18 protein-coding genes are annotated in these 16822 nt (G+C 59.0%); 10 read left to right on the plus strand and 8 right to left on the minus strand.

Translation table 11 applies throughout. The features are described from left to right. Window positions 1-18 precede the first annotated feature (18 nt). The 7 genes from B9Q17_RS01010 to B9Q17_RS01040 form a co-directional block, all read right to left on the minus strand. Window positions 19-621 (minus strand): DUF2894 domain-containing protein, encoded by a 603-nt coding sequence (locus B9Q17_RS01010; RefSeq protein WP_094623746.1) that lies wholly within the window; start codon window positions 619-621, stop codon window positions 19-21. Further along, window positions 618-1274, minus strand: a complete 657-nt coding sequence (locus B9Q17_RS01015) for an OmpA family protein (protein WP_094623747.1) — start codon at window positions 1272-1274, stop codon at window positions 618-620. The genes B9Q17_RS01010 and B9Q17_RS01015 overlap by 4 nt, the downstream gene beginning before the upstream one ends. Continuing rightward, window positions 1274-3346 (minus strand): DUF802 domain-containing protein, encoded by a 2073-nt coding sequence (locus B9Q17_RS01020; protein ID WP_094623748.1) that lies wholly within the window; start codon window positions 3344-3346, stop codon window positions 1274-1276. The genes B9Q17_RS01015 and B9Q17_RS01020 overlap by 1 nt, the downstream gene beginning before the upstream one ends. Continuing rightward, entirely contained in the window at window positions 3343-4029 is a 687-nt protein-coding gene (locus B9Q17_RS01025; RefSeq protein WP_094623749.1) for a DUF3348 family protein, read from the minus strand. Before B9Q17_RS01025 ends, B9Q17_RS01020 begins: the two co-directional genes overlap by 4 nt. A gap of 105 nt (window positions 4030-4134) precedes the next feature. Beyond that, on the minus strand, window positions 4135-5283 hold the full coding sequence (locus B9Q17_RS01030) for an MFS transporter (RefSeq protein WP_244177290.1): 1149 nt from the start codon (window positions 5281-5283) through the stop codon (window positions 4135-4137). 144 nt (window positions 5284-5427) lie between these two features. Next, the gene (locus tag B9Q17_RS01035) at window positions 5428-6450 is read right to left on the minus strand and encodes a hypothetical protein (protein ID WP_094623751.1); all 1023 of its coding nucleotides are present in this window, start codon (window positions 6448-6450) and stop codon (window positions 5428-5430) included. 68 nt (window positions 6451-6518) lie between these two features. Continuing rightward, window positions 6519-7292, minus strand: a complete 774-nt coding sequence (locus B9Q17_RS01040; protein ID WP_244177275.1) for an SGNH/GDSL hydrolase family protein — start codon at window positions 7290-7292, stop codon at window positions 6519-6521. Window positions 7293-7545: 253 nt separating this feature from the next. Between B9Q17_RS01040 and B9Q17_RS01045 the strand changes: the two genes are divergently transcribed. Further along, window positions 7546-8520, plus strand: coding sequence for a DnaJ C-terminal domain-containing protein (locus tag B9Q17_RS01045; RefSeq protein ID WP_094623961.1), 975 nt, complete (start codon window positions 7546-7548; stop codon window positions 8518-8520). A gap of 11 nt (window positions 8521-8531) precedes the next feature. After that, window positions 8532-8876 carry a chaperone modulator CbpM gene (locus B9Q17_RS01050; RefSeq protein WP_094623752.1) on the plus strand — a complete coding sequence of 115 codons (345 nt, stop codon included), beginning with the start codon at window positions 8532-8534 and terminating at the stop codon, window positions 8874-8876. Between the two features lie 28 nt (window positions 8877-8904). On the opposite strand, the gene B9Q17_RS17960 is transcribed toward B9Q17_RS01050, so the two are convergent. After that, window positions 8905-9081: a DUF6435 family protein gene (locus tag B9Q17_RS17960; RefSeq protein ID WP_022989751.1), complete on the minus strand. Its 177-nt coding sequence runs from the start codon at window positions 9079-9081 to the stop codon at window positions 8905-8907. Between the two features lie 200 nt (window positions 9082-9281). Between B9Q17_RS17960 and B9Q17_RS01055 the strand changes: the two genes are divergently transcribed. The 8 genes from B9Q17_RS01055 to B9Q17_RS01090 all read left to right on the plus strand — a co-directional run bounded on the left by B9Q17_RS01055 (window position 9282) and on the right by B9Q17_RS01090 (window position 16755). Next, window positions 9282-10547, plus strand: coding sequence for a DUF5666 domain-containing protein (locus B9Q17_RS01055; protein ID WP_244177276.1), 1266 nt, complete (start codon window positions 9282-9284; stop codon window positions 10545-10547). 78 nt (window positions 10548-10625) lie between these two features. Continuing rightward, the gene (locus B9Q17_RS01060; RefSeq protein WP_094623753.1) at window positions 10626-11483 is read left to right on the plus strand and encodes a DUF6502 family protein; all 858 of its coding nucleotides are present in this window, start codon (window positions 10626-10628) and stop codon (window positions 11481-11483) included. Next, window positions 11480-11878, plus strand: a complete 399-nt coding sequence (locus B9Q17_RS01065) for a hypothetical protein (protein WP_094623754.1) — start codon at window positions 11480-11482, stop codon at window positions 11876-11878. The genes B9Q17_RS01060 and B9Q17_RS01065 overlap by 4 nt, the downstream gene beginning before the upstream one ends. Window positions 11879-11916: 38 nt before the next feature. Then, window positions 11917-13350 carry a DUF5666 domain-containing protein gene (locus tag B9Q17_RS01070; RefSeq protein WP_154707601.1) on the plus strand — a complete coding sequence of 478 codons (1434 nt, stop codon included), beginning with the start codon at window positions 11917-11919 and terminating at the stop codon, window positions 13348-13350. Between the two features lie 9 nt (window positions 13351-13359). Beyond that, the gene (locus B9Q17_RS01075) at window positions 13360-13941 is read left to right on the plus strand and encodes an acyl carrier protein phosphodiesterase (RefSeq protein ID WP_094623756.1); all 582 of its coding nucleotides are present in this window, start codon (window positions 13360-13362) and stop codon (window positions 13939-13941) included. Window positions 13942-13954: 13 nt separating this feature from the next. Continuing rightward, complete coding sequence (locus B9Q17_RS01080) at window positions 13955-14686, plus strand: DsbA family protein (protein ID WP_094623757.1); 732 nt, start codon at window positions 13955-13957, stop codon at window positions 14684-14686. A gap of 290 nt (window positions 14687-14976) precedes the next feature. Continuing rightward, window positions 14977-15996 (plus strand): oxygen-dependent tRNA uridine(34) hydroxylase TrhO, encoded by a 1020-nt coding sequence (gene trhO, locus B9Q17_RS01085; RefSeq protein ID WP_094623758.1) that lies wholly within the window; start codon window positions 14977-14979, stop codon window positions 15994-15996. A 24-nt stretch (window positions 15997-16020) separates the two neighbouring features. Then, window positions 16021-16755: a DUF481 domain-containing protein gene (locus B9Q17_RS01090; RefSeq protein WP_094623759.1), complete on the plus strand. Its 735-nt coding sequence runs from the start codon at window positions 16021-16023 to the stop codon at window positions 16753-16755. The last annotated feature ends 67 nt before the right edge of the window (window positions 16756-16822 follow it).

Here is a 16822-nt window from a genome sequence, read left to right on the forward strand (position 1 = left end):
ATCCGATTGTGTGGGATGTCAGCTTTTCCGGGAGGACTTTTCCAGTGCCAGCGAGGTGTCGATATAACGGGCAAAGCGGAGAGTGTACTCGGGCGAGAGTTTCTGCATCTCGGCCAGCGCCCGGCTGACCAGCCGGTGTGCGTTCATGGGGCCGGCCTCTTCGGGCGTGCTTTCGATGGCCTGGCGGATGCGCTGTTGGAGTGCCTGGGTATCCTGGCCGGTTTTGACCCGGGCCAGGGCTTTCAGCGGCCTGGGTGAATCCTTGACGGGGGCGGCTCCGGTAAGCTCCTCTTCGACTCCGAAAATCCGCTGCTCAAGTGCCGAGCGAGGGGCCTGTGCCGGCACTTCCGTCGATTGGTTCAGTGCATCCAGCAGGCGGGTAAGTTGCGACGGTCTCTGGTCGCCCGCAGGTGTTGTGACCTGCTCTGCCACATCCGCCATACCCTGCCTTGCCTGGTAATCAGAAACGGCCTGCTGAAGCTTCAGCCAGTGTTCACCGTGTTGAAGGCCCTTTGCGCGCAATCGCCGTTCGAAGGATTCCAGATAGCGAAAGCGCACCGGGTCCAGCCGATCGACACCGGATTGCCTGAGCGGGTCGAGCAGGGATGTTTTCGTAGTCATCGGTCGCCCGACTCCCTTTCGGCTTCCGCGGCCGCCGAAGGCGCCCGGGGCACGGTACTGATCTCCACCCGCCGGTTCTGGGCTCGCGACTCGGCATCCACATTGGGTACCGCCGGATGGTGCGGGCCGAAGGCGGCGGCGAACACCCGGTCGTTGGGCAGCCCCAGTTCTGTTAGCGAGCGGGTAACGGTAAGTGCCCGCTGGGCCGATAGGCCCCAGTTATCCTGGTAACGGTTGCCCGGGTGCATGGGCAGGTCGTCGGTAAAGCCGCTCACCATCAGCAGCTCATCGTGCTGGGTCAGATAGGTTTGCAGAGGTGAAATCAATGATTCCAGAACCTCCTCGCCTTCGGCCTGAAGTTGGTCCGAGTTTAGCTCGAACAGCACGTTGCCGCTGATGCCTATGCGGCCATCCCGGAAGGTGACCAGTCCCTTGGTGAGCGGGTCTTCCAGCGCCTGTTCCAGGGCGATCCTGCGCTGCTCTTCCGCTTCCCGCTTTTCGATTTCCTGGGCCAGGGACTGACTCAGCTCCAGCTGAATGCCGATTACCCACACCAGAATCAGCGCCAGGATTCCCACCAGCGCGGCCATCAGGTCCGAGAAGATGGCCCAGACCGGTGCCGATTGCTGTTCGCCGCCTTCCAGCTGTTCCATCAGCCCGCCTCGCTGGGTTCGGCCCGGCGCAGTGCTGCGGCGGCATCGATGACGTCTTTCTGGGCGCTGACGCTCAGGTCAATCACTTCCCGTGCCTGGGCCACGTAGTAGGCCAGTTGCTCATCGTGGCGGGTGCCGGCGTTATCCAGCGCTTTCTGGATATCCGACAGGCTGGCGATGACCTGCTGGTTGGACTGGCTGAACAGCTCAATGGCCTGCACGAAGGCATCGCTCAGGGCGCCGACTTCCTGGCTACTGCCGGTAATGTCGTCGCCCAGTTTGCCCAGTTGCTGGCTCTGTTCCTGGATCAGGGTGTTGAAGCGTTCGCTGATGCCGGTCAGGGTTTCGCCGGCGCCGGTGATCAGGGTATCCACCGCCTCCCGCTGACTGTCAGCGGTGCTGCGCTGGTTCTCCAGCAGAGTGTCCAGTTCCTGAACCAGTCGCTGGCGTTCCTCCAGCAGCTCGTTTTCCCGCTCGCTGTTGCGGGCGATTTCCGACTGCAGCTGTCGGATCACCTCGGCGGCGGCCTTCGGTGTTTCCGAGGCCGTCTCAATCAGGCGGGTCATGGGCGCTTCCAGTGCAGTGCCCAGCTCGCTCAGGTGGCGGGCTGCTGTGGCTTCCAGTTGTTCCATTCGCTCGTTTGCAGCCCGGGCTCGCTCGCTTTCCTGTTCCCGAAGCTGATCGAGCTGAGCGGCAACGGTGCTGACCAGTTCCGCCAGCCCGGCCTGTTGCTGCTCAATCAACCCGGTGCTGCTGGTCTGGAAATGGCTTTGGTATTGAGTCAGCGCCTCATTTAATGCTGCCAGCATGTCGTCACTTTGAGCCTGCTGTCGGGCCAGACCGGCCTGCCAGTGTTGCGACACCTCAGCTCCGGCGTTGTTCAGGCGTTCACAGCTCTGTACCAGTTGTTGCTGCTGTTCCTTGAGCCAGGTTTGGTGCTGGTCGTTGATGGTGCCAAGCCAGGTGTGGAGCTGTTCCTGCAACTGGCTTTGACTTTGTTCGTTCTGCTTTGAGAGGGCCGCTAGCGTCTCCTGGTTCTGGGCCTGCTGTGCAGTCAGGTTCTGCTGCCAGCGTTCGCCCGCCTCTGTGGTAACTGTCTGAAACCCGGAGATCAATTCGGTGAGTTGTTCACGGGCATTATCTGCCCAGCTTTGTTGCAGGCCGTGAGCATCCTTCTGAAGCTGCTCCAGGGCCTGGACAATAATGGGCTCAATCCGCTCTGACGCTTGCTTTGCAGTGTTATCCAATGCCGTTTTCAGGGAGTCGGCCACGGAGTTGGCCAGGGTCTGGTAGTGGTGGCCGACCGTGCTGTGGAATTCCTGCTGGTTGTGAGTCAGGGACTGTTCCAGTTGCTGGCCAAGTTGCTCCATGCGCGCCGTCATGCGTTCCATGGCCGAGGCCATTTCGGGCAGGGCTTTGGCCTGGCTTTCCAGTGCCTGGAACGCCTGGTGGCGTTGATGATCTGCGGATAGATGATGCAGCTTGTCGCGCAGAGCACTATCCAGTGCGCGGGAAGCCTGCAACCGGTCCCGGCGGCTCAGGGTGGAGGCCAGCCCCAGCATGGCGGAGGCGGCCACGCCGGCAATGGAGGTGCCGAAGGCGAGACTCAAACCGGCAATCGGTGCGGCCAGTGCGCTGCGAATAGCGCTCAGTTCGGTACTGTTATCCAGCGCCGAGGCGGCGCCGCCCAGGGTCACAATCATGCCCGCAAAGGTGCCCAGTAGGCCGAGCATCACCAGCAGGCCGGTCAGGTAGGGTGTCAGTTGCGGGCCGGGTAATGCGGCGGCATGGCCCTCGATTCGCCGTTGCACCGGGAACTGCATCGGGGCGGGCAGTGTGCCAAGCCAGTGGTTAACCTGCTCCTGGCTTTCAGGTAACTGATGAACCTGTGCGTTCAGTTCGCGGGTTTGTCGGCGGAAATTCACCAGTTCGCCAAAGCCGAGACAGTAAACGGCGCCAATCAGGCCGGTAAACGCCAGCGCCAGCAGGTCGGAACCGACAAATCCGGCACCAATCCAGGCTACCACGGCCAGGCCGATGGCAAACGCCAGGGTAAAGAACAGTTTACTCATGGGGTGTTGTTAACCTCTTTGTGGCAAGCCTCCAGCAAACCCAGAACCGGTTCCAGCCGAACATCCAGTTCAGCGAGTAACAAAGACTGCGCTTCCTCGCAGTAGCGGTGGAACCAGTCGGCCGTTGTGGCCGGGGTGGGGCTTTGCTCCGGGGTGGTCGATCGGTGCTCGAATCGTTGTTCAAGAACCTTGGGAATATGGGAAAAACACTGTGCGGTATACCCGGCCATTGTTTGATCAAACACGGCGTCCAATTCGGCCAGGTGGGCCAGCTTCGGGCCCTGATCTTTCATCGATTTTCGAACCTTGTCCCGCAACTGACGGCTGTTGGCCGCCACTTTGCGTTGCAGCGCCAGCCAGGCATTGAGAGCGGCTTCAAGCTCGGGTTCACCGTCAAACTCCAGATCGGCGCCAAACCCGCGAATACGCTGAACCAGTGCCCTGCGTATTGTCGCCAGCTCCTCGGTTAACCGCTCTACCGTGGCGCCCTGAGGCGTGCCTGGCTGTTTCGCCCGATAACCAATGGCCGCATCCAGAGTCATGGTGTCGCCCAGGCCAAACAGCCGGCTCAGGCGCTCTGCGAAGCAGGGCAACTGGGTGCCGTTCAGCGTTGTCGCTGAATCATCCAGTTGGCGCAATAGCCTGGCTCTGAGGCCAGTATTTGCCAGAGGTTGCGAGGGCATTGGCTGGGGTTTCACTCCGGTTTCCGCGCAGGTAACGTTCAAAGCTCGCTATTCTACTGGCTAAGCGGAGTGAATGATAATGACTGTAGCGTGAGAAATGAGCGCCTAGCTGGCCTCTGGCACCGGCTCAGGCCGGCGCCAGGCAACCAGGAAAATCATCAGCCCGGCCACGGCGGTGGCAGCCCCTACGTAGCCAGTGGACTGCCAGCCGAAGCCGGCGGTAATGGCCAGCCCGCCCAGCCATGGGCCGAGGGCGTTGGCGAGATTGAACGCGGCGTGATGGGAGGCAGCGGCCAGAGTCTGGGCGCCGGTTGCCACGTCCATCAGGTGGGTTTGCAGAGCCGGGCCCAGGGCTACCATTAATGCGGTCAGGAAGCAGACTACGAGTAACACGGGCAATGAGCCTGTGGCAGACGGAAAGACGCTCAGAATCATGGCGCTGAACACCAGGATCACGCCAACGGCCCGGAATTGCAGACGGTCAAACAGCCAGCCACCAAGCAGGTTGCCCACAAAACCGCCCATCCCGAACACCACCAGGGCCACGGGAATCCAGACCGCATCCACTCGGGTGACTTCCAGCAGTGTCGGGGCAAGGTAACTGAACACCGCGAACATGCCTGCGAAGCCGATGGCACCAATGGCCAGCGCAAACCAGATTTGTGGTTTGTTAAAGGCGCGGACTTCGCTTAACGGGCTGTGCCTTTGTTCCTGGGGGTTTTTGGGCAGGAACAGCGTAATCAGCACCACGGTTAGTAACGACACCAGGCCAACAAAACCAAAGGCATAGCGCCAGTCCATGGATTGCCCCATCACCGTGGCCAGGGGGTTGCCGATCAGTAGTGCAAGTGTCAGCCCCATCATGATCTGGCTCACCGCCTTGGCCCGCTTGTGTACCGGCACCAGTGAAGCTGCCACAAGTGCGGCAACACCGAAGTAGGCGCCATGGGGCAGTCCGGCGATAAACCGGAAAACCAGCAGGGATTCGTAATTGCTGGCCAGGGCACTGGCCAGGTTGCCCAGCGCGTAGAAGGACATCAGAAGAATGAGCAGCTGCCGCCGGAACAGTTGCGCACCGAGAATGGCCAGAATGGGTGCGCCGACTACCACGCCCAGCGCATAGGTGGAGATAAGATGACCTACCTGTGGTTCAGAAACGCCGAGATCCTGGGCGACATTGGGCATCAACCCCATGATGGCGAATTCACCGGTACCGATACCAAAGCCGCCCATCGCCAGCGCAAAGACGATCATCCAGGTTGGAAGGCCGGACTCGGAATTGTGGTTGGCGGCGCTCAATATGATCTCCTTGATCCAATCAGGGAAGAGAAAGCCCGCCATTGTCAGGGTTGGGTGTGCTAACGGCTATAAGCGATTATGAGGATGGACGTTAGCTTGCTAATTCAAGCCGTAGCGGCGTTCGCGCTCAAACCTGAAAAAGCCCTCTTCCTCTTCCCGTTCGATGGTCGGAGCAGAAAACCCGAAATGTTCCTGGCGAAGATCCGTTAACGCGGCCTCCAGTTGGTCGCCGTTGAGGCGTTTCTCCAAAGCGCGCCTTTCGGCCATGTAGGCTTTGCCTTTCTGCCATTTTTCCTCCCGGCGCTGGTCTTCCTCGGCCAACTGGCGAACGGTTTCTTCGGAGTAGCCTATCTGGCGGCGCAGAGCGTTGATGGTTTGCTGGCGCTTGTCTGCTGGCAGGCTGGCGAGCTGCTGTTGAACGCTGTCCATGGCAAACAGGGCGTGGCCGGTCGCGCCGGAACCCGCCAGTTGCCGGGCCAGATCGGCACCATAGAGTTCGTCGGCAGTGGTCTGAAGTTGGTGAGCCAGTTCGGTCAGTGGCATCTGGTTGGCCTGGTCCAGCCGCGCCAGAGTTTGCTGGAACTGGTCCGATTTCGCTTCCACCGGGTTTTGTTCCTCGGCCCAGATCTGGCTTGCCAGCGGGCCGAAAATCGCTTCGCGTTGCTGCCAGAGTTCAGCGTAGCGTTCCATGTCCGGCAGCCCCTGCAAACGAAGCTCGTGATTGTCGAGCCAACGGTTGTAGCGGTCCAGCTTGGTCATTAACGCGAAAATGCTGTCGGCCAGTTCAGGAAAAGCGGTGGTGATGGCGGACTGGAAAAGCTCGTTACCGGAATCCGGATAACGCGCCAACAGGTTTCGGCGTTCGTTATACAGACGTGCCTGGGTGGCCGGCTCGGTGATGGTGTCGCCGTACAGTTCCAGGTACTTAACGGCCAGTTCAACAACGCGTTGGTCGCCGCTTTGGGTTAGCTCGGCGGCGGACGTCGCTGCCGCACGCGAGGGGATGGAACCATTGGGCGTTTGCATAGCCGCCGGCTTTGATGACTCGGGCCAGTAATGAAAACCGCCCGCAATCACTAAGGCCAGGGCACCGAGCGCCAATACGGAATTGAGTGGTTTCATTGCAGCTGTCCTGCCAGTGGTATTGCAGAATGTGGTCCCGGCCGCTTTCCGGCCGGGACGCTGGGGCTTCAGAGGAGCGGTTGCAGTTTCGGCCAGATCAGATCAGCGATCTTTTTCGATCCACTATCCGCCGGGTGGATACCATCAAAGATGATGTCGCGGTCGTTGATCACCCAGCGGGGGTCCACAAAGGTACAGTCCAGCACGGAGTTCTCACAGGCCCGGGCCAGGGTGGCGTTGCCGTAGTCCACGGCTTCTTTCATGTCATCCAAACGGAAAAGGCCGTTCTTGGTGTAGTAGTAGCCGGTCAGGATGCCATTCCGGACGTCGGCTGCGGCCATCTCGTTCAGAAAGTCGACAGCATCTACGTAGATATCATCGATGAAATCCCGACACTGTTTGCTCAGCCGGCCGAAGCGCCACCAGGGTGTTTTGCAGTTATTGGAGTTCAGGGCGATGGCCGGAATCAGGATGTCATTGCCGCCGGCGTCGCCCACCACGGTTTCGATGTCCGGGTTATCAGCAACCGCATCCCGGAACTGCTGGGGAATAGACGGGGCAATCAGCTCGCCTGACAGCTCCGCACCGGAAACTGTGTAGCGGCGGAAGGTTTCACCGGCCCTGGCTTCCAGCTGGTTCTGGATTTCGCCAGACAGGGCAAAGATGGAATCGCCCACAAAGACTACCTGGTCGTTGTCGGCATCGGTCACTTTGTCGTTGCTCAGCAGGTAGCCGAGTTCGCTGCAACCGGAAAACAACAGCGCGGCACTGAGTGCCAGTGCGGGTTTCAGGGATTTGCTGGTAAAGGCCGAGAGGGACCAGCGGCGTGCTTTATTTATCATTGTTAGAGCTCCGTGTGTAAGAGACAGACCATTCGTCTACAAATACTGCCCCTTAACTATTGACCAGGCTCCGGAATTTCTCGACCGCAAACAGGGGTGAAAGGTTGTCAGATTCGGCCACGGGATAAAGGGTGTGAACCCGGTCTCAGTGTTTGATCTGCAGCAAGGCTGCAAGGAAGCAGCTTGTAATTTCCTCGGCAGCGACAAATATAAGGAGTCAGAGATCACGTTTTGGTCAGATGCGAGGGGTTACATGGACTTCAAAGACTATTACGCCGTTCTGGGGGTGAGCGAGTCGGCTACGCCCGAGGACATCAAGAAGGCCTACCGCAAGCTGGCGCGCAAATATCATCCGGATGTCAGCAAGGAAGAGAACGCCAGCGACAAGTTCAAGGACGTGGGCGAGGCCTACGAAGTACTCAAAGACCCGGAAAAGCGGGCCGAGTACGACCAGCTGCGCAAATACGGCGCCCGGGCCGATGGCTCCTTCCAGCCGCCACCGGGCTGGCAGAGTGCGTCCGGCTTTGGTGGCGGCGGATATACCGAAGCCGATGCCCGGCAGTTCAGCGAGTTTTTCGAGGAGATTTTTGGCGGCGGCCGGCATGGCGGGTTTTCGGGCGCAGACTTCGGTGGCGGTGGTTTCCGCCAGAGCGCGAAAATGCGCGGGGAAGACGTTCACGCCCGCCTGGCCCTGTTCCTGGAAGAGGCCTTTAACGGCTGTGAAAAGCAGGTGTCGTTTACCGTGCAGGAGATCGACAGTCATGGCCGGATGGTGCCCCGGCAGAAAACCCTGAAGGTCAAGATTCCCGCTGGTATGCGTGAAGGCCAGCACATTCGCCTGAAAGGCCAGGGCGCGCCCGGTGTAGGCGGTGGCGAGCCGGGCGATCTGTTCATTGAGATTGAACTGGCACCTCATCCCCATTTCTCCATCGAGGGTCGGGATGTACTGGTGACGGTACCGGTTGCACCCTGGGAGGCGGCACTTGGCGCTACGGTGACGGTGCCGACGGTCAGCGGAAAGGTAAATGTGAAAGTACCCAAGGGCTCCACCAGCGGGCGCAAGCTCCGGCTTAAGGGCAAGGGGTTCCCGGGCAAGCATCCCGGGGACCAGATTGTGGTATTGCAAGTGGCCATGCCCGAGCAGCACACGGCGGAAGCCGAGAAACTCTACGAGAAGCTGGCTGAGCTGGAGAAAGGGTTTGATCCGCGCAGCAAGCTGCACGTGTGAGGGAGGCGAACATGACGAGTAAAGACCGGATTCTGACCGTGGAGGTCACCGATGCAGATGGCACCACCTTTACCCTGCGCGAGATCTGCGAACGGGGAGACTGCCATGCCGAGTTTGTGATCAAGCTGGTGAACTACGGCGTTATTACTCCGCTGGAGGAAGGGCCGGAGATCCGCCAGTGGCAGTTCGATGTGGCCGCACTGAGCCGCCTCCAGAAAGCCCGTCGCCTGCAGCGCGACCTGAAACTCAACCTGCCAGGGCTGGCAATGTCGCTGGAGCTTCTGGACGAAGTGCAGGATATGCGCCGGGAGGTCAACCGGCTCAATCAGCGGATTCGCCAGCTAATGAGCGAATAACCAACCGGCCGGGGGCTGAGCGTTGCTGTCAGCCCCCGGCTTTTTCCAGCTTCTGAATTTCCGCGTAGATCTTTTCAGCTTCCTCCATCAAGGTGCCGTGGCTGCGTAGATCGCCGTTGCGTTGCGCGTGCAGAGCCTTGGCCAGCTTTTCCTCATAGGCCTTTTGCAGTTTCTTCTTCGGATCGCTTTTCAAGAACCCCAGCATAACCAGTCTCCAGGTTTGTGTTTCTTCTGCTGTATACGTTCGTTGCCCGGTCAGGTTCAAAAAAATTTCATGAACAAAAACTGGACAATCTAAAAATTTGGGATTATTTTCCCATTTAAAGAATTGGGAAAAATATCCCAAACGAATGGGCGCCTAGTGAGAATGCGCCGGATTGAGTGAAATCAGCCTGGAGATGGAACATGAAACGTAACGGACTTTCGAAAGCGATCAAGTTGGTGATGGCCGGAGCTTTGGTGGGTGGTCTGGCGGCCTGTGGCGGTGGTGGCTCCGGCTCTTCCGGTTCCGCTGACACCAGCGCCGGCAGCCAGGGCACCAGTGTGGGTGCGGTTACCGGCTTTGGCAGTGTATATGTGAACGGCACTCGCTTTACCACCAATGGCAGGGTGGACAGCGATGACGGGCTCGAGCGGGAAGACCAGCTGGACAAGGGCATGATCCTGAAAGTGAGGGGCAGCTGGGACGACCGGGGTGAAGGCCGGGCCGATGACATTTCCTATGACGACACTCTGCGTGGCCCGCTGACAGCGGCAAGCTGGGACGGCTCGGCCAATACCGGCCAGCTTGAAATGCTGGGCCAGTTGATTGGCCTGACCAATGAAACCGTCTTCCGTGGCGCAACCCCGGAGCAACTGGCGGCCAGCCCAGCGAGTTACCGGGTGCGGGTGAGCGGCTGGCGGCTGGACGATGGCAGCTTCCGGGCCAGTTACGTGGGCGCCAGGGTTAGCGGACTGGCTTTCGACGATGACAATGAGGTTGAGCTGGAAGGCGTGGTACAAAACCTGGATGCCATAGCCCGAACCTTCACCATTAACGGTTTCTCCGTCAATTACGAGTTGGCCAGTGGCGATGACGACTTTGACCTGGATGACCTGAGCGACGGCACGGCGGTCGAGGTGGAAGGCTATCTGCAGGATGGCATCCTGATGGCCAAAGAAATTGACGACGAAGACGACCTGTTTGATGACGACGATGACGTCGAAATCTCCGGTGATCTCTACGACTACGACAGCAGTACCCGAACCTTCCGCATCAACGGTGTGCTGGTGCAGATCGACAGCGACACTGATTTTGATGACATCAGCGCCGGCAGCCTGCAGGACGGTGTATTCGTGAAGGTAGAGGGCGACTTCCGCAACGGTGTCTTGCTGGCCGAGGAAATTGAAGGAAGGGAAGGCGATGACGAAGTGGAAGGCCGGATCGAGCAGGTCGACCTGGCCAGTGAAGTGCTGATTGTCAGTGGCGTTCGGGTTCAACTCACGGCCAGCACCCTGATTGATGATGACGACGATGACGATGGCCGCCGTAGCCGGGTAGACGATATCAACGCCTTCATGGTCGGTGACTATGTAGAAGTGGAGGGTCGCCGCCGGGACGGATACCTGGAAGCCTTCACCATCGAGCGTGAAGACGAGGACGACGATGACGATGACGGTGATGACGACTGACCGGTAACCCCGAAACGGGCCGCAGCGCTGGCGGCCCGTTCTGGCTTTTACAATCGCTATGGGAATACAATCCCAAACATGACTGATGCCAATGCCAACCCCCTCCACAAAGCACTGTTCCGCATTTTGCGGCCCCTGGCCCGTTTGCTGTTGCGCAATGGTGTGCCTTTCGGCGAATTCTCCGAACTGGTCAAACGCGCCTATGTGGAAGCGGCACTGGAAGATTTCAGTGATGGCCGGCGTAAACCTACGGATTCCCGGGCAGCGGTTATGACCGGCCTTACCCGCAAGGAAGTCAAACGCCAGCGGGAAATCCTGGCTGGCCAGAACCCTGCACGGGAATCCCGGTCTAACGCCAACCGGGCATCCCGTGTGGTGTCTGGCTGGGTGCACGATCCGGCTTATCAGGCTGACGACAAGCAGCCCGCCATGCTGGATTTTGAAGGTGCCGGCAGCTTCACCGAACTGGTACGCAAGTACAGCGGCGACATGACGCCGCGTGCTGTGCTGGATGAGCTGATGCGGGTGGGCGTGGCTGTGGTAGAGCCGGACTCCGGCAGGCTCCAGCTAAAACAACGAGCCTACGTACCGGCCGGTGACAGTGAGGATATGCTCCAAATCTTCGGTGAAGACGTATCTGATCTTGTAGCCACCATCGATCACAACCTGATCAGCCGTTCGGCCGGGAAGCCGCCGCTGTTCCAGCGGACCCTGACCTACGACAACATCCCGGCAGATGTGATTGAGCGGTGGCGGGAGATTTCGGCAGAACGGTCCCAGGCGTTGTTGGAACAACTGGACGACTGGCTGGGGCCCCATGACCGGCAAGGATCTGGAAGCCAGGGTGAAGGCGCCAGGAAAGTGCGTACCGGCGTTGGCATTTTCTATTTCGAAGAACCGATACAACCGGACACCAGCGGAGATAAACGCTCATGAGCCCGAAGATCACAACGGTGGAGCCTGCCCGATGGCAGCCGACCGGGCTGGTGACCACCTTGCTGTCACCCGGAGCCCGGCAGGTGATCCGTTGCTGGTTGGGAACCGGCGACTTCCTGGATGAGCAGCACCAGCCCAGAATACTGCTGGCCCTGGCCGAAGGGGATGACGCCTTCACCGACCTGGTGCGGTGCGCCAACCCCGACCTGGTGTCTGCCGTTGTGCTGAACGAACTCCTGCGCAAGGGCATTGTCGAGGCCCTGGAAAGCGGTCATGTTCTGTTAAGACGCAGCGCCTATGCTCCTGCGGGGCAGCCTGAACCGGAATCGGTACTGGCTGAGCCTGAAGACCTGTTAAGCAACGGCATTCCACGCCGCCGCTTCAACGATACCTGATAACCATGGCCGGCCCGGATGGCTGGCGGGAGAGCACAATGACGTCTGACCAACTCCGTAAACGCCTTTCACTGGCAATCGCCCCTGTGGCTTTCGGCATTTTCAGCGCCTGTGGCGGTGGTGGAGGCGGCGGTATCGGTATAGCCGACGGCGGCATTCGCGGCACCGGCTCCAGTGTTGGGCCGGTTTCCGGGTTTGGTAGTGTGTTTGTGAATGGGGTGAAGTTTGAGACCAGCAACATTCTGAATCGGCGTGTTGAAAATAACGACGGCCTGTCCAGCGAAGATGATCTTGAAAAAGGCATGATTCTTCGTGTTGCGGGGGAATGGAGCCCGGACGGCACGGGTACAGCCGAATCCCTCGAATACGATGACACTTTCCGTGGTACCGCGGCTAATGTCTCGGTAACGACAGTCGACTCCTCCGGATCGCCGGAGGCAGGTACCTTCTCCGTTCTGGGCCAGACTATTTCGTTCGACCGACGCACCGTTATCCGGCTGGATAACGAGTTTGCAGATGCAAGCGCTCTCGAAGGCAAGCGGGTTCGAATCAGTGCATGGCCATCCGGGAATAGTTATCGGGCGAGCTATATCGGTGAGCTGGACACTTTGCCCGAGAACCTGGTCGAGCTGGAGGGCCTTGGGCGTTACGATTCTGGCGACCTGCTGATCGGGACACAAAGAATCATCGTTCCTGGCGACAGCGTTTTCGCTGATGGTTTGACTGCTGATGCGATAGGGCAGGCTGGCCAGCGTATTGAAGTTGAAGGTGAGTATGACGGTGCAATCATAACCGCAAGGACCATTCGCCCGGCCGATGATCGCCGTTACGAGGGGCAAGAGGGCGAGGATATTGAAATTACCGGTACGGTTTCTGATTACACGCCTCGTGCAACAAGCTTCTTCGTTAACGGCGTTGCCGTCTCGATCACGTCAGACACAGAATTTGACGATCTTGATCGAGACCAGCTGACGGACAATATGCTCGTCAGAGTGGAGGGTGACTTCCGTGATGGCACTATAGTGGCGGAAGAGGTTGAGCTGTTTGAAGGGAATGCGGAGGTTGAGGCTTCTGTTATAAAAGCGGGCCGTCTGCCTGACAGTTGGGATATCGGCGGTGTTATCGTTGTTTTGACAAATTCCACCGTGATTGAGTTCGATGATGGCTTATCCTCCATTTCTCCGGGTGTTTCGGCTGAAGTGGAGGGTATAGAGCGCACCGGCAATGATGGAAACGTCTTCCTGGAAGCGCTCACGGTGGAGGTAGAAAGCGATAGCAGCCCAGATTATGAGCTTACCGGCAGGATTGATAGAACTTACACTGGCTCAGGCTCTATAAAGGTGTTGGGCTTGGTGCTGAATAACACCCAGCCCGTCCCGGACTGCGATATTGTCGAGGTAGAATATTTGGAGGGCGGCAGCACCGGCTACGTTGTTGATGAGCTGGAATGCGCAGAAGACGATGATGACTAAGGCCCAAGCATGAACCACCTCGCCCACACCTTCCTCGCCCCAGACTCCCCCGAGGCACGTGTGGGCAGCATCCTCGGGGATTTCTCCCGGGGTGTGGACTGGGCGGCCTTGCCACCCCCGGTACTGGAAGGCGTTCGCCACCACCTGGCCGTTGATGTATTCACCGACAAACATCCGGAAGTCCTCGCCAGCAAGCAGCTGTTCTCCAAAGAACGTCGCCGCTTTGCCGGCGTGGCTCTGGACATTCTCTACGACCACTTCCTGTTGCGGCACTGGTGCCGGTTTGCTGACTGCGAGAGTGGGGAGTTTGTGCAGACGGTCTATCAAGAGCTGCAACGCCACGAACAGGTCATGCCGCCTGCCATGGTCAAAGTCACCCGCCGTATGGTGGAGCACGACTGGTTTGGCGCCTACCAGGACCTCGACAACATAGGCTTCGCCCTGGACCGGGTTGCCGGCCGCATCCGCTTCCCCAACCAATTCACTGGAATAATTGACGAAATTCGGGACAATGAGCCGGAACTCGAGGCGAATTTCCTGACGTTCTTCCCGGAACTCCAAACCTTCGCCCGCCAGTTTCCGAACGTATAACAAGGAGCCCCTGATGGGTGAAGCCAAACGACGCAAACAAACCGGCGCCCCCTCGCCAGCCAGGAAAAACAACAAAAAGCCCCTGCTGATTGCAGGTGCATTGGTGGTTGTTGTGGCTGTGGCCGCCGCCCTGTACTTCCTCACAACCCCGCCGGCCCCGACCTCCGACGAACTGCCGGTGGCCGCCGCGAACGCCGAACCTTTCCCGGCCTTCCTTGACCAGTACGGCACCTCCGTTGGCCCCGAAAACGCCAGAGTTGTCGTGCGTGAATTTGCCGACTACCAGTGCCCGGCCTGCGCCCGCTTCGCCGAAGCCAGCCAGCGTTTGAAGCAGGAATACGTCGAAACCGGCAAAGTCCGCTTCGTCTACTTCGACCTCCCCCTGCGCCAACACCAGAACGCCATGCCCGCCGCCCAGGCCGCCCGCTGCGCCGGTGACCAGAGCCAATACTGGGCCATGCACGACAAACTCTACGACGCCCAGGGCGAATGGAGCGGCTCCAACGACCCGATAGCCACCTTCACCCGCTACGCCAACGGCATGGACCTCGAAGAACGCCGCTTCCGCCGCTGCATGGAAACCGAACTGCACAAAGAAGCGGTAGAACAGAGCCTGCAGGTTGCCGTTCAAATGCGTGTTTCCAGCACTCCGACAGTGATGGTGGACAACGTCCAGCTGACCCGCCCGGGTTGGGGGCAGTTGTCTGCGGTCGTAGAGCGTGAATTGAATAAAACGGCAGACTAAAGCTCTCGCCTGGTAACGCAGCATGCGTTGCGGCGGCTAGGCGAAGAGTTAGCCCTGGGTGGGGGATGTCTTTCCAAAATCGTGCGGAGCCATGGATGGCGGAGCCGAGCGTACAAGGACGTATTCACAGCGTATTTTGGAAAGACATCCCCCAGTCAGGGCGGCATCCATGGCACCTTCCACGGCTAGCACCTACTTGCGTCCAAACTCAGGTTGGTTAAACTCTGCCCCCTTCCGTGAACACCACAAACCATGCTCCGGATTTACGATCCGGCCCGCAGGAGAAAACCATGAGCAACAACATCGTTGTCTGCGCACTGTACAAGTTCGCAGTATTGAATGATTACAAAGACCTACGCCAGCCCCTGCTGAACCTCATGCTGGAAAAAGACGTCCACGGCACCCTGCTGCTGGCCCGTGAAGGCATCAACGGCACCATCGCCGGCAGCCGTGACGGCATCGACGCCGTCAAAGCCTGGCTCGGCAGCGACCAACGCTTTGAAGGCGTGGATTACAAAGAATCCTTCGTGGAATTCCAGCCGTTCAAACGCACCAAGGTCAAACTCAAGAAAGAAATCGTCACCATGGGCGTGCAAGGTATCGACCCGAAACGCGTCGTGGGTACCTACGTAGACCCCAAAGAATGGAACGACCTGATTTCAGACCCGGAAGTGCTGCTGGTCGACACCCGTAACCAGTATGAAGTGGAGATTGGTACCTTCAAAAACGCCGTCAATCCGGCCACTGACACCTTCCGGGAATTTCCCGAGTATGTGAAACAGAATCTGGACCCGCAAAAACACAAGAAAGTCGCCATGTTCTGTACCGGCGGCATTCGTTGCGAAAAGTCCACCGCTTACCTGAAAGAACAGGGGTTTGACGAGGTGTATCACCTCAAGGGCGGCATTCTGAAGTACCTGGAAGAGGTGCCTCAGGAGCAGAGCCTGTGGCAGGGCGAGTGTTTTGTATTCGACGACCGGGTTACCGTCAACCATAACCTGGAGCGTGGTGACTACGACCAGTGCCACGCCTGTCGCCGGCCCATTACCGAAGACGATAAACAGCGCCCGGAATATGAGCAGGGTGTGAGCTGCCACCAGTGCATCGACTCGCTGACCGAGGAGCAGAAAGCCCGGTTCAAGGAGCGCGAGCGCCAGATGCGTCTGGCCGAGGAACGTGGCGAAGCCCACGTGGGTGGCGAAGCGGCCCGCATTATTGCCGAGCGCAAGGCCCGAAAGAAGGCCGAGTGGGAGCAACAGGCCCGCAGAAGTCTGGAGGGGGAAAACGCACGTAAGTCTGCGTCGAATTAAAGAAAACTCAACCAAGGAGAAACTATGTTGATCAGGAAACCGCTGGTAGTCGCCTGTATGGCACTGGCCCCGATGGTTCATGCCCAGGAAAGCGGAAACTGGAAAGGCGAAGCCGAACTGGGTGTGTTGGTGACCTCCGGTAACAGCGAGGAAACCAAGGTGAACGGCCGGCTGGGGCTGATTCACGAAACCGGCACCTGGCGTAACAGCGGCGATTTCAGTTCCAAGTACACCGAGGCGGAAGACGAAACCACTGCCGAGGAATACAAGGCTGCACTGGAAGCCGACCACAAGTTCGACGACCAGCAGTACTGGTTTGTTCGCGGGTCCTGGGAAGATGACCGTTTCTCCGGCTACGACTTTGAATCCACCCTGACCACCGGTTATGGCAACCGGGTGTGGCAGTCTGGCGACCGTTCCTTCCTGGACCTGTCTGCCGGCGCCGGTTATCGCTACAACAAGCTCGAGCAGGTGGACGTGGACACCGGTCGTGACGTGGAAGAAGAAGCCATCGCGCGGCTGGCAGGCCAGTTCGATTACGGTTTGTCTGAAACCTCCCTGTTCCGGCAGAAACTGAGCACGGAAATCGGCCTGGATGACAACAACACCATCACCCAGTCTGAGACCTCCTTGCAGAGCACCATCGTGAACAGCCTGTCCATGAAAGTGGCGTTCCGGGTGAAGCATGTGTCGGATGCGCCGGAAGGTTCAGACAAGACCGACACCGAAACGTCGCTGTCTTTGCTCTACGGTTTCTGAGCAGCGTCGGTTAAAAAAACGGGACAGGAGGTTCAACCATCTGCCCCGTTTTTGTTTGCGGAAACCG

This window comes from Marinobacter vinifirmus (assembly GCF_002258215.1).
GTDB classification, from domain to species: Bacteria; Pseudomonadota; Gammaproteobacteria; order Pseudomonadales; family Oleiphilaceae; genus Marinobacter; species Marinobacter vinifirmus.

Bases quoted from the DNA above. Each gene is read 5' to 3' on its own strand.
- B9Q17_RS01010 (WP_094623746.1), bottom strand. From the start codon at position 621: ATGACTACGAAAACATCCCTGCTCGACCCGCTCAGGCAATCCGGTGTC.
- B9Q17_RS01015 (WP_094623747.1), bottom strand. From the start codon at position 1,274: ATGGAACAGCTGGAAGGCGGCGAACAGCAATCGGCACCGGTCTGGGCC.
- B9Q17_RS01020 (WP_094623748.1), bottom strand. From the start codon at position 3,346: ATGAGTAAACTGTTCTTTACCCTGGCGTTTGCCATCGGCCTGGCCGTG.
- B9Q17_RS01025 (WP_094623749.1), bottom strand. From the start codon at position 4,029: ATGCCCTCGCAACCTCTGGCAAATACTGGCCTCAGAGCCAGGCTATTG.
- B9Q17_RS01030 (WP_244177290.1), bottom strand. From the start codon at position 5,283: ATGATCGTCTTTGCGCTGGCGATGGGCGGCTTTGGTATCGGTACCGGT.
- B9Q17_RS01035 (WP_094623751.1), bottom strand. From the start codon at position 6,450: ATGAAACCACTCAATTCCGTATTGGCGCTCGGTGCCCTGGCCTTAGTG.
- B9Q17_RS01040 (WP_244177275.1), bottom strand. From the start codon at position 7,292: ATGATAAATAAAGCACGCCGCTGGTCCCTCTCGGCCTTTACCAGCAAA.
- B9Q17_RS01045 (WP_094623961.1), top strand. From the start codon at position 7,546: ATGGACTTCAAAGACTATTACGCCGTTCTGGGGGTGAGCGAGTCGGCT.
- B9Q17_RS01050 (WP_094623752.1), top strand. From the start codon at position 8,532: ATGACGAGTAAAGACCGGATTCTGACCGTGGAGGTCACCGATGCAGAT.
- B9Q17_RS17960 (WP_022989751.1), bottom strand. From the start codon at position 9,081: ATGCTGGGGTTCTTGAAAAGCGATCCGAAGAAGAAACTGCAAAAGGCC.
- B9Q17_RS01055 (WP_244177276.1), top strand. From the start codon at position 9,282: ATGAAACGTAACGGACTTTCGAAAGCGATCAAGTTGGTGATGGCCGGA.
- B9Q17_RS01060 (WP_094623753.1), top strand. From the start codon at position 10,626: ATGACTGATGCCAATGCCAACCCCCTCCACAAAGCACTGTTCCGCATT.
- B9Q17_RS01065 (WP_094623754.1), top strand. From the start codon at position 11,480: ATGAGCCCGAAGATCACAACGGTGGAGCCTGCCCGATGGCAGCCGACC.
- B9Q17_RS01070 (WP_154707601.1), top strand. From the start codon at position 11,917: ATGACGTCTGACCAACTCCGTAAACGCCTTTCACTGGCAATCGCCCCT.
- B9Q17_RS01075 (WP_094623756.1), top strand. From the start codon at position 13,360: ATGAACCACCTCGCCCACACCTTCCTCGCCCCAGACTCCCCCGAGGCA.
- B9Q17_RS01080 (WP_094623757.1), top strand. From the start codon at position 13,955: ATGGGTGAAGCCAAACGACGCAAACAAACCGGCGCCCCCTCGCCAGCC.
- trhO (WP_094623758.1), top strand. From the start codon at position 14,977: ATGAGCAACAACATCGTTGTCTGCGCACTGTACAAGTTCGCAGTATTG.
- B9Q17_RS01090 (WP_094623759.1), top strand. From the start codon at position 16,021: ATGTTGATCAGGAAACCGCTGGTAGTCGCCTGTATGGCACTGGCCCCG.